This is a genomic window from Agrobacterium leguminum (genome assembly GCF_015704895.1).
Classification (GTDB): domain Bacteria; phylum Pseudomonadota; class Alphaproteobacteria; order Rhizobiales; family Rhizobiaceae; genus Agrobacterium; species Agrobacterium leguminum.
This window is the reverse complement of record NZ_JADQWB010000004.1, coordinates 135,536-147,943: the sequence shown is the minus strand read 5'-3', so window position 1 is coordinate 147,943 and position 12,408 is coordinate 135,536. Positions and strand designations below refer to the sequence as shown.

Genomic DNA, 12,408 nt, shown 5'->3' with positions numbered 1-12,408 from the left:
TTCATCGGTCGCCCTGTTTCAAACGCTGGAGCCTCTTCATGAGCCAGTCCAAACAAGCGAGCATCCTCGATTCTCGCATTCTCGTGCCGGCGATTGCCGCCGCATTCAAAAAGCTCAATCCGCGCACGCTTGCGCGCAACCCCGTCATGTTCGTGGTGGCGACGGTGTCGGTGCTGACCACCGTTCTGTTCATTCGCGACCTCATCATCGGCAGCGCCAATCTCGGTTTCTCCTTCCAGATCAATCTCTGGCTCTGGTTCACCGTATTGTTCGCCAATTTCGCGGAAGCCGTCGCCGAAGGGCGCGGCAAGGCGCAGGCGGATTCGCTGCGCCGGACCCGCACCGAAACCCAGGCGAAACTGCTCACCGGCGATGATCGCAGCCAGTATAAGATGGTGGCGGGCACCAGCCTGAAGGTGAACGATGTCGTTCTCGTCGAGGCGGGCGATATCATTCCCTCCGACGGTGAGGTCATCGAAGGTGTCGCCTCCGTCAACGAGGCGGCGATAACAGGCGAATCCGCCCCCGTCATCCGCGAATCCGGCGGTGATCGCTCGGCCGTTACCGGCGGCACGCAGGTGCTGTCGGACTGGATCAGGGTTCGCATCACCGCCGCCGCCGGTTCCACCTTCCTCGACCGGATGATTTCGCTGGTCGAAGGCGCTGAACGCCAGAAGACGCCGAACGAGATCGCGCTCAACATTCTGCTCGCGGGCATGACGCTGATCTTCGTTCTGGCCACCGCGACCATTCCAAGCTTTGCGGCCTATGCCGGCGGTTCCATCCCGATCATCGTGCTGGTGGCGCTGTTCGTGACGCTCATCCCCACCACCATCGGCGCGCTTCTGTCCGCCATCGGCATTGCCGGCATGGACCGGCTGGTGCGCTTTAACGTGCTGGCCATGTCCGGCCGCGCCGTCGAGGCTGCCGGCGATGTGGATACGTTGCTGCTCGACAAGACCGGCACCATCACTCTCGGTAACCGGCAGGCGACCGAGTTTCGCCCCGTTGCCGGCGTTTCCGAGCAGGAACTGGCCGATGCGGCGCAGCTTGCATCCCTTGCCGACGAAACGCCGGAAGGCCGTTCCATCGTGGTTCTCGCCAAGGAAAAATACGGCATCCGCGCCCGCGACATGCAGAAGCTGCATGCGAACTTCGTGCCCTTCACCGCCCAGACCCGCATGAGCGGTGTCGATTTCGAGGGCTCCTCCATTCGCAAGGGCGCAGTCGATGCCGTTCTTGCTTATGTTGATGGCGGCGCTCCGCAACAGGGCAATGTGGCGCTTGCCGTCAAAACCGAAACGGACGCCGCACGCGGCATCCGGACAATTGCGGAAGAGATCGCCAAGACCGGCGGCACGCCGCTCGCCGTCGTGCGGGATGGAAAGCTGCTCGGCGTCGTGCAGTTGAAGGACATCGTCAAGGGCGGCATTCGCGAGCGTTTCGCAGAGCTTCGCCGCATGGGCATCCGCACGGTTATGATCACCGGCGACAACCCCATGACGGCCGCCGCCATCGCGGCGGAAGCCGGCGTCGATGATTTCCTTGCCCAGGCGACACCGGAAAACAAGCTGGAGCTTATCCGCGAGGAACAGGCCAAGGGCAAGCTCGTCGCCATGTGCGGCGATGGCACCAACGACGCACCTGCGCTGGCGCAGGCCGATGTCGGCGTTGCCATGAACACCGGCACGGTGGCGGCACGCGAGGCGGGCAATATGGTCGATCTCGACAGCGATCCGACCAAGCTCATCGAGATCGTCGAAATCGGCAAGCAATTGCTGATGACGCGCGGCGCGCTGACGACGTTCTCTATCGCCAACGATATCGCCAAATATTTCGCCATTATCCCGGCAATGTTCCTGGCGCTCTATCCGCAGCTCGGCGTTCTGAATGTGATGGGGCTTTCGACACCGCAGAGCGCCATCCTGTCGGCGATCATCTTCAACGCGCTCATCATCATCGCGCTCATCCCGCTGTCGCTGAAGGGCGTCAAATATCGGCCGATCGGCGCGGGCGCGCTGCTGTCGCGCAATCTGGTCATCTATGGCCTCGGCGGCATCATCGTTCCCTTCATCGGCATCAAGGCCATCGACCTCGCCATCACGGCGCTCGGTCTTGCCTGAGGAGTAAAGACAATGTTCAAACAGCTTCGTCCCGCACTGGTGCTCATCCTCGCCACCACCGCCATCACCGGCCTTGCCTATCCTCTGGGCATGACGGGTCTCGCTCAGGCGATCTTCCCCTTTCAGGCCAATGGCAGCCTCATCGAAAAGAGTGGTGCGGTTGTGGGTTCGCAATTGATCGGGCAGACCTTTGCCGGTGAGAAATATTTCCATGGCAGGCCATCGGCTGCCGGCGATGGTTACAATGCCGCTTCGTCGTCCGGCTCCAATCTCGGCCCGACGAGCGCCAAGCTTATCGACCGGGTGAAACAGGACTACGAGGCCGCAAAAGCCGAAAATCCGGCGGCCGAGGTTCCGGCCGATCTGGTGACGGCCTCGGGCAGCGGCCTTGATCCGCATGTTTCGCCGGAGGCCGCTTATTTTCAGGTTCCCCGTGTCGCCAGGGCAAGGGGCATGGATGAGGCATCCCTGCGTACCATCGTCGAGCGCCATGTCGAAGGACCGGAACTCGGATTCATGGGAGAGCCGGTCGTGAATGTGCTGGCGCTCAACATGGCTCTTGACGCAGCCGGCTCATGAACTGAAATGGCTATGGCTTGTTCGCAAGCCATAGCCTCGACCACTGGTGGGTTAAATGCCTGACGACAATCGCGATATGCCGAGCCGACCGTCGCCCGATGCGCTGCTGGAAAACGCCCGGCGCGAGGCGCGGGGCCGGCTGAAGATATTTTTAGGGGCGGCACCGGGCGTCGGCAAGACCTATGAAATGCTGATGTCCGGCCGTGCGAAGCTGGCCGATGGGGTGGATGCCGTCATCGGCGTTGTGGAAACCCATGGCCGCCGGGAAACCGAAACGCTGGTGCAGGGTTTCGAGATCGTCGCGCGCCGGCGTATCGATTATCGCGGTCAGGTGCTGGAAGAGATGGATCTCGATGCCATTCTCGCCCGTCGTCCCGCCCTGGTTCTGGTCGATGAACTGGCCCACACCAATGCCGCCGGCAGCCGCCACCCCAAGCGCTACATGGACGTTCAGGAAATCCTCGCGCAGGGCATCGACGTCTATACGACGCTGAACATCCAGCATGTCGAAAGCCTGAACGATGTCGTTGCGCAGATCACCCGCATCCGCGTTCGAGAAACAGTGCCGGACAGCATCATCGACCGGGCCGACGATGTCGAAATCATCGATATTACGCCGGACGATCTGATCAAGCGGCTGCAGGATGGCAAGGTTTATCTGCCCCGCACCGCCCGGCGCGCCATCGAGAATTATTTCTCGCGCGGCAATCTGACGGCGTTGCGAGAGCTTGCGCTGCGGCGCACTGCGCAACGCGTGGATGAGCAATTGCTCAACCACATGCAGTCCCATGCCATTTCCGGCCCCTGGGCGGCAGGAGACAGGGTGCTGGTCTGTCTCGATCATGGCGGCAACGGTCCGGGGCTGGTGCGTTATGCCCGCCGGCAGGCAGATCGTCTGCGCGCGCCCTGGACGGCGCTGCATCTCGATACACCGCGTTCGCAACAATTGTCGGAGACGGAGAAGGACCGGCTGGCCGGCACCATGCGGCTCGCGCAGCAGCTCGGCGGCGAGACGGTGACCCTGCCGGCGCTCGACCTGACGCGGGAGATCATCTCCTACGCCAACGCCAATAATTTCACCCACATCATCATCGGCCGCCCGCGAAAATCCTGGTGGCAGCGGATTTTTCAACGTTCGCTGACGCATGATCTGATCGACCATGCGGGCGATATCAGCGTTCACGTCATTTCCGGCGATAAAAAAGAAGAGAAACCGGGCCAGGCCGCAAAGCCGGCCTCGGCACAAGCGCATCGTTCCATAAGGCCTTATCTTAACAGCACCCTTTTCGTCGGCTTGGCGATCGTGGCCGGCATCGTGCTCGACCAGACACTCGATGTTCGAAATCTGGCGCTGGTGTTCCTGATGGCGGTTCTGGCCGCCGCCGTGCGCGGCGGGCTGGGGCCAGCGCTTTATGCCTCCCTGCTCGGCGCTTTTGCATTCAATTTTTTCTTCCTTGAGCCGCGTTACACCCTGACCGTTCGCGATCCCGAAAGTGTCGTGGCGCTGCTGTTTTATCTCGGCGTGGCGCTTGTCGCCTCCAATCTTACCGCGGCCGTGCAACGGCAGGCCGCCGCCGCGCGGGCAAGAGCGCGAACGACGGAAGATTTATATCTGTTCTCCAAGAAGCTTTCGGTGACGGGAACGCTGGACGATGTGTTGTGGGCGGCCGCTTTCCAGATGGCCTCGATGCTGAAGGTTCGGATCGTTCTGCTTTTGCCGGAAAACAATACGATCACGGTCAAGGCGGGATATCCGCCGGACGATACGCTGGTGGATGCCGATATTGCCGCCGCGCAATGGGCCTGGGAACATAACAAGGCCGCAGGCAGGGGCGCGGATACGCTTCCCGGCGCCAAACGTCTTTACCTGCCCCTGCGCACCGGCAGCGGCGCCGTCGGCGTGGTGGGGCTGGACGATGACCGGCTCGGCCCGCTTCTGACGCCGGAACAGCAGCGGCTGTTCGATGCCCTGGCCGATCAGGCGGCGCTCGCCATCGAGCGGATTCAGCTCGTCTCGGATGTCGACCGGGCAAGGCTTGCGGCGGAAACCGACCGGCTGCGCACCGCGCTCCTGACATCCATCTCCCACGACCTTAAAACGCCGCTTGCGGCCATTCTGGGTTCGGCCGGAACGCTGAAGGATTTCGCCGAGGACATCCCGCCGGATGCCCGCGCCGAACTGCTTTCGACGATCATCGAGGAATCCGAGCGGCTGAACCGCTTCATCTCCAATCTTCTTGATATGACGCGGATAGGTTCGGGCGCGATGGAGCCGAATTACGGCCTGCATTTCGTGGGCGATATGGTTGGAACCGCACTTTCGCGTGCGGCGAAAATCGTCGTCAGGCATGAGATCGTTCTGGATATTCCCTCCGACCTGCCGATGCTGAAGGTCGATCCCGTGCTTTTCGAACAGGTTCTGTTCAATCTCATCGACAATGCCGCCAAATACGCTCCCGAACATACCGCCATCGAAATTCGCGGCTGGCGGCAGGGCAAGAATATCTTCCTCTCCGTGGCGGATGCGGGGCCGGGTATTCCACCCGACGATACGGAACGGGTCTTTGACAGTTTCTACCGGGTGCGCAAGGCGGACCATGTGCAGGCCGGAACGGGCCTGGGACTATCCATCTGCAAGGGGTTTATCGAGGCCATGGGCGGCTCGATCCGCGCGGAAAACAGGTCGGGTCGTACCGGTGCGCAGTTTACCGTCAGTCTGCCGGTTCCCGCCGATGCGCCGGTGATAGACCATGATTAAGGCGCGATTGCCGGCGACAAGCAGCTATGCCGCTGAGGGAGATCGGAAATGACCAATTCCGCCGTTCGTATTCTGATCGTCGACGACGAACCGCCGATCCGCAAGCTTTTGCGCGTGGGGCTGTCGACCCAAGAATATGCGGTGAGTGAGGCGATGAATGCGAAGGTGGCCATGGAGCTGGTCAGTGAGGACAAGCCAGATCTCGTCGTTCTCGATCTCGGCCTGCCGGATATGTCGGGTCATGATCTTCTGGCGAAATGGCGCGGCGAAGGGCTGGCGCTGCCGGTCATCATTCTCTCCAGCCGCACGGATGAGGCGGGTATCGTCAGGGCGCTGGAACTGGGGGCGGATGACTATATCACCAAGCCTTTCGGCATGAACGAACTCGTCGCCCGCATCCGTGTCGCCCTGCGCCATCGTCTGCAAAGCCAGGGGGAGAGGCCGGTATTCCAGACCGGCGATCTTTCCGTCGATCTGGTCAGGCGCATCGTCAAGGTGGAGGATCGGGAGGTGAAGCTCTCGCCCAAGGAATATGACATCCTGCGGGTTCTGGTGCAGCATGCCGGCAAGGTGCTGACGCACCGTTTCCTGCTGGAGCATGTCTGGGACGAACTGACCGATGTGCAATATTTGCGGGTCTATGTGCGCCAGCTTCGCCAGAAGATCGAAAAAATCCCGGATCAGCCGCGCTATATTCTGACGGAAACCGGGGTCGGTTACCGGCTGCAGGAGGTATGAGGGCGCCGCAAGGCGACGCCCTCCGATAGTTTAAACGGCGGCGCAGATCGACAGGAATTCGTCGACATCGGCCTCGGTCGTCGCAAAGCTGGTGACCATGCGGATCAGCACTTCGTCCTTGCCGACCTTTTCTGGCATGTCGCGCGGCTCCAGCCAGTCATAGAACTTCGCACCCTTTGCCGTGGCGGCTTCGGCGGCGGCCTTTGGCAGAATGGCGAAAACTTCATTGGCCTGGGTCGGCCAGGCAAGGCGGGCGCTGTTCAGTGAAGCGAAACCGGCGCGCAGCCGGTTGGCCATGGCATTGGCGTGGTTGGCGAGCCCAAGCCAGAGATCGTCCTGCAGATAGGCCTCGAACTGCGCGGCGATGAAGCGCGACTTGGAAAAAAGCTGGGCGGTGCGCTTGCGCAGGAAGGAAAAATCCCGGGCGAGCGAGGGATCGAAGAAGACGATGGCTTCCGCGCACCAGCAGCCATTTTTCGTGCCGCCGAAAGACAGGACGTCGACGCCGCGTTTCCAGGTCATTTCGGCGGGGGTGGTGCCGAGGGCGGCCAGCGCATTGGCGAAACGGGCGCCGTCCATATGCAGCGGCAGGCCGTTGTCTTTTGCGATTTTGGCGATGACGTCGATTTCATCGAGTGTGTAGACCGTGCCGGCCTCGGTCGCCTGCGTCATGGTGATGGCTGCGGCGCGGCCGTGATGCACGGCATCCTGCGGATAACGCGCAATGCGCTCGATCAGGTTCTCCGGCAACATCTTGCCGTTCGGTCCCTCGACGGCGACCATGCGCATGCCGGAAAAGAAATCCGGCGCGCCGCATTCGTCCTCGATCACATGCGCTTCGGAGTGACAGAAGGTCAGGCCACCGGCGCGGGCGATGCTGGCCAGCGAAAGCGAATTGGCCGCCGTGCCGGTGGCGACGAAAAACACCGCGACCTCGCGCTCGAAAATCTCGTTGAAGCGCTTTTCGATGGAGAGATCGAGTTCGCTGGTGCCGTAAGCGGCGGCAAAGCGCGTGGATTCCCGCGAAAGCCGTTCGTTGACGGCAGGGTGGGCGCCGGCCCAATTGTCTGAAGCAAAAAACATCTCTGAAGGCTTTCCGATGGCTGGGGTTCTGGTTTGGGAATGCGTGGCGCGATGAACGGCAAAGTTCTATGACCTAAGATTGCGATTGGCAAATCCGGCAATGAAAGCAATGGCTCGGCGGGTGTTGCGATAAGAAAGTTTCGCGCAATAGGTCAGTATCGAAACTTCGCTGCAAAATGGGGCTTTCACTAATTGGATTCGCGCCCTTGCTAAATTCGCCTGTTTCTGCCAAAATCCTCGTGAATTGAGACAGCTTTGCTGTCCTAAATTTGGTCGAGCCGGATTGAATGCGGATTTTGCGGGAAGCGAAAATTCGTGTCGAGCCGGATCTTCGCATGAAACCATGCAAGTAATTTTGCAGGAGGGACAAAAATGACGAACAAGCCGCAGGCGGAAATCGCCGCCGCCACCCTGACCACAGACTGTCCCACCGCGGCTGCGGCCGCACCCGTTTCTGCGAAAGCGCGTTTCGCGGGCGGTTTGCCGGAAAGGCAGGGTCTTTACGATCCCGCCAATGAACATGATGCCTGCGGCGTCGGCTTCGTTGCCCATATGAAGGGTCAGAAGTCGCACCAGATCGTCAAGGACGGCCTGTTCATCCTTGAAAACCTGACGCATCGCGGCGCCGTTGGCGCCGATCCCCTGATGGGCGATGGCGCGGGCATTCTCGTGCAGATCCCCGACCGCTTCTTCCGCGAGGAAATGGCGGCGCAGGGCGTCACCCTGCCGAAGGCCGGTGAATATGCTGTCGGCCACATCTTCATGCCGCGCGATCCTTCCCGCATCGAGCATTACAAGAAGGTCATTGTCGACGTCATCGGCGAAGAGGGGCAGCAGTTCCTCGGCTTCCGCGATGTGCCGGTCGATAATTCCTCGCTCTCCAAGGCGCCGGATATCGCAGCGACCGAACCGCACCACGTGCAGGTCTTCATCGGTGCCGGCCGCGATGCCGCCAGCAATGCCGATTTCGAGCGCAAGCTGTTCCTGATCCGCAAGGTGCTTTCCAACCGCATCTATGACGAGGGCGGCGGCAAGGAAACGCAGGATTTCTATCCCGTTTCGCTGTCGTCTTCGACCATCGTCTACAAGGGCATGTTCCTCGCCTATCAGGTGGGCGCCTATTACAAGGATCTGGCCGATCCGCGCTTCGAATCCGCCGTCGCCCTCGTGCACCAGCGTTTTTCGACTAACACCTTCCCGTCCTGGAAGCTCGCGCACCCCTACCGCATGGTCGCCCATAACGGCGAAATCAACACGCTGCGTGGCAACGTCAACTGGATGGCGGCGCGTCAGGCGTCGGTTTCCTCCGTGCTGTTCGGCGACGATATCTCCAAGCTCTGGCCGATCTCCTATGAGGGCCAGTCGGACACGGCCTGCTTCGACAACGCGCTCGAATTCCTCGTGCGTGGCGGCTACTCCATGGCCCATGCCGTGATGATGCTGATCCCGGAGGCCTGGGCCGGCAACCAGTCCATGTCGGCCGAACGCAAGGCATTCTACGAATATCACGCAGCGCTGATGGAGCCGTGGGACGGTCCGGCCGCCGTCGCCTTCACCGACGGCAAGCAGATCGGCGCGACGCTCGACCGCAATGGTCTGCGTCCGGCGCGTTATCTCGTCACCGATGATGACCGCATCATCATGGCGTCGGAAGCCGGCACGCTGCCGGTGCCGGAAGAGCGCATCGTCAAGAAGTGGCGTCTGCAGCCCGGCAAGATGCTGCTGATCGACATGGAAAAGGGCTCCATCGTTTCCGACGAGGAAGTCAAGCACGAGCTTGCCGCCAAGCACCCCTACCGCACCTGGCTCGACCGCACGCAGCTCATCCTCGAAGAGCTGAAGCCGGTAGAACCGCGCGCGCTGCGCCGCGACGTGTCGCTGCTCGACCGCCAGCAGGCCTTCGGCTACACCAGCGAAGATACCAAGCTCCTGATGTCGCCGATGGCGACCACCGGTCAGGAAGCCATCGGCTCGATGGGCACCGATACGCCGATCTCGGCCATGTCGGAAAAGTCGAAGCTGCTTTACACCTATTTCAAGCAGAACTTCGCGCAGGTCACCAACCCGCCGATCGATCCGATCCGCGAAGAGCTTGTCATGAGCCTCGTGTCCTTCATCGGTCCGCGCCCGAATATTCTCGACCATGAAGGTGCCGCCCGCGCCAAGCGTCTGGAAGTGCGCCAGCCGATCCTGACCAATGGCGATCTGGAGAAGATCCGCTCCATCGGCCACACGGAAGACCGTTTCGACACCAAGACGCTCGACTTTACCTATGATGTTGAGCGCGGTGCCGAAGGCATGCCTGAAATGCTCGACCGCCTGTGCGAGCGCGCGGAATCAGCCGTTCGCGGCGGTTACAACATCATCGTTCTCTCCGACCGCCAGCTTGGCCCGGACCGCATCGCGATCCCCGCCCTTCTGGCGACCGCCGCCGTGCACCATCACCTGATCCGCAAGGGTCTGCGCACGTCGGTCGGTCTCGTCGTGGAAACCGGTGAGCCGCGCGAAATCCACCACTTCTGTCTGCTGGCCGGTTACGGTGCCGAGGCGATCAACCCCTATCTCGCCTTCGATACGCTGCTCGACATGCACAAGCACGGCGCCTTCCCGAAGGAAGTCTCTGACGATGAAGTGGTCTATCGCTACATCAAGGCTGTGGGTAAGGGCATCCTCAAGGTCATGTCCAAGATGGGCATTTCCACCTACCAGTCCTATTGCGGCGCGCAGATTTTCGACGCCATCGGCCTGTCTTCGGAATTCGTCGAGAAGTATTTCTTCGGCACCGCCACCTCCATCGAAGGTGTCGGCCTGACGGAGATTGCCGAAGAAACCGTAACGCGCCACACGGCTGCCTTCGGCAAGGATCCGATCCTTGCCAACACTCTCGATATCGGCGGCGAATATGCCTATCGCATGCGCGGCGAAAGCCACGCCTGGACGCCGGATGCGGTCGCCTCGCTGCAACACGCCGTGCGCGGCAACAGCCAGGATCGCTACCGCGAATTCGCCGGCATGGTGAACGAGACGGCGCTGCGCATGAACACCATTCGCGGCCTGTTCAAAGTCAAGTCGGCGGAGGCGCTCGGCCGCAAGCCGGTTTCCATCGACGACGTCGAGCCGGCGGCTGATATCGTCAAGCGCTTCTCCACTGGCGCCATGTCCTTCGGTTCGATCAGCCGCGAGGCGCATACCACGCTTGCGATTGCCATGAACCGCATCGGCGGCAAGTCCAACACGGGTGAGGGCGGCGAAGAATCCGACCGTTACATGCCGCTGTTGAACGGCAAGCCGAACCCGGAACGCTCGGCCATCAAGCAGATCGCTTCCGGACGCTTCGGTGTGACGACGGAATATCTCGTCAATGCCGATATGCTGCAGATCAAGGTGGCGCAGGGTGCCAAGCCCGGCGAAGGCGGCCAGCTGCCCGGCCATAAGGTGGATGCGACGGTTGCCAAGACCCGTCACTCCACCCCGGGTGTCGGCCTCATTTCGCCGCCGCCGCATCACGATATCTACTCCATCGAAGATCTGGCGCAGCTGATCTACGACCTGAAGAACGTCAACCCGGAAGCCGATGTTTCGGTGAAGCTGGTGTCGGAAGTCGGCGTCGGCACGGTTGCGGCCGGTGTCGCCAAGGCGCGCGCCGACCATATCACCGTTGCCGGTTTCGATGGCGGCACGGGTGCTTCGCCGCTCACCTCGCTGAAGCACGCCGGTTCCCCATGGGAAATCGGTCTTGCCGAAACCCAGCAGACGCTGGTGCTGAACGGTCTTCGCTCGCGCGTTGCCCTGCAGGTGGATGGCGGTCTGAAGACCGGCCGCGACGTCATCATCGGCGCGCTGCTCGGTGCGGATGAATTCGGCTTTGCCACCGCACCGCTGATTGCGGCCGGCTGCATCATGATGCGCAAGTGCCATCTCAACACTTGCCCGGTAGGCGTCGCGACGCAGGACCCGGTTCTGCGCAAGCGCTTCAAGGGCACGCCGGAACACGTCATCAACTACTTCTTCTTCGTGGCCGAAGAAGTGCGCGAAATCCTCGCTTCGCTTGGCGTTACCAGGCTGGATGAGATCATCGGCGCTTCCGAGCTGCTCGAGAAGGATGAGATGCTGGCGCACTGGAAGGCCAAGGGGCTGGATTTCAGCCGTATCTTCCACAAGGTCGAGGCTCCGAAGGAAGCGACTTTCTGGACCGAACGCCAGAAGCACCCGATCGACGATATTCTCGACCGCAAGCTGATCGAGAAGTCCCTGCCGTCGCTCGAAAACCGCGAGCCCGTGGTCTTCGAAGTGCCGATCAAGAACGTCGACCGTTCCGCCGGCGCCATGCTGTCGGGTGCGCTCGCCAAGCGCTGGGGCCACAAGGGCCTGAAGGACGATACGATCCACGTCACCCTCAAGGGAACGGCGGGCCAGTCCTTCGGCGCTTTCCTCGCACGCGGCATCACCTTCGATCTGGTGGGTGACGGCAACGACTATGTCGGCAAGGGCCTTTCGGGTGGCCGCATCATCGTGCGCCCGCCGGAAAACACCCGTATCGTCGCGGAAAACTCGATCATCGTCGGCAATACCGTTCTTTACGGCGCGATCACCGGCGAGTGCTATTTCCGTGGCGTGGCTGGCGAGCGTTTCGCGGTGCGTAACTCCGGCGCGGTCGCGGTTGTCGAAGGTGTCGGCGACCACGGTTGCGAATATATGACCGGCGGCATCGTGGTCGTTCTCGGTGAAACGGGCCGCAACTTCGCGGCCGGCATGTCCGGCGGCGTGGCCTATGTTCTCGACGAGAAGGGCGATTTCGCCACCCGCTGCAACATGGCCATGGTCGAGCTGGAGCCGGTTCCGGAAGAGGACGACATGCTGGAGAAGCTGCACCATCACGGCGGCGACCTCATGCACAAGGGACGCGTGGACGTTTCCGAGGACATGACGCGCCACGACGAGGAGCGTCTCTACCAGTTGATCTCGAACCACTTCCATTACACGAACTCGTCGCGTGCCAAAGATATACTTGACCGCTGGAGCGAGTTCCGTCCGAAGTTCCGCAAGGTCATGCCGGTCGAATACCGCCGTGCGCTTGAGGAAATGGAGCGCATGCGCATGGGCGTGGCGGCGGAGTAATCCGCCGCG

The 12,408-nt window shown here is 61.5% G+C and carries 6 protein-coding genes; 5 read left to right on the top strand and 1 reads right to left on the bottom strand.

Annotated elements, in window-relative coordinates; translation table 11 throughout:
* The first annotated feature begins 38 nt into the window (after nt 1-38).
* Genes kdpB through I3J13_RS08125 form a run of 4 tightly spaced genes read left to right on the top strand, consistent with a single transcriptional unit; the run spans nt 39 to nt 6,198 of the window.
* On the top strand, nt 39-2,123 hold the full coding sequence (gene kdpB / locus I3J13_RS08140) for a potassium-transporting ATPase subunit KdpB (RefSeq protein ID WP_196378487.1): 2,085 nt from the start codon (nt 39-41) through the stop codon (nt 2,121-2,123).
* A 12-nt stretch (nt 2,124-2,135) separates the two neighbouring features.
* On the top strand, nt 2,136-2,702 hold the full coding sequence (gene kdpC / locus I3J13_RS08135; RefSeq protein WP_196378486.1) for a potassium-transporting ATPase subunit KdpC: 567 nt from the start codon (nt 2,136-2,138) through the stop codon (nt 2,700-2,702).
* Nucleotides 2,703-2,757: 55 nt separating this feature from the next.
* A complete protein-coding gene (locus I3J13_RS08130; RefSeq protein ID WP_196378485.1) occupies nt 2,758-5,460 on the top strand; it encodes a sensor histidine kinase in 2,703 nt (900 codons plus the stop codon).
* 48 nt (nt 5,461-5,508) lie between these two features.
* Nucleotides 5,509-6,198: a response regulator transcription factor gene (locus I3J13_RS08125; protein WP_080854231.1), complete on the top strand. Its 690-nt coding sequence runs from the start codon at nt 5,509-5,511 to the stop codon at nt 6,196-6,198.
* 30 nt (nt 6,199-6,228) lie between these two features.
* Here the strand turns inward: I3J13_RS08125 and I3J13_RS08120 are convergent, their stop codons facing one another.
* Nucleotides 6,229-7,281, bottom strand: coding sequence for a threonine aldolase family protein (locus I3J13_RS08120; protein WP_196378484.1), 1,053 nt, complete (start codon nt 7,279-7,281; stop codon nt 6,229-6,231).
* A gap of 372 nt (nt 7,282-7,653) precedes the next feature.
* Here I3J13_RS08120 and gltB point away from each other — a divergent pair, with 372 nt between their 5' ends.
* Nucleotides 7,654-12,399 (top strand): glutamate synthase large subunit, encoded by a 4,746-nt coding sequence (gene gltB, locus I3J13_RS08115; RefSeq protein WP_080854233.1) that lies wholly within the window; start codon nt 7,654-7,656, stop codon nt 12,397-12,399.
* Nucleotides 12,400-12,408: the final 9 nt, after the last annotated feature.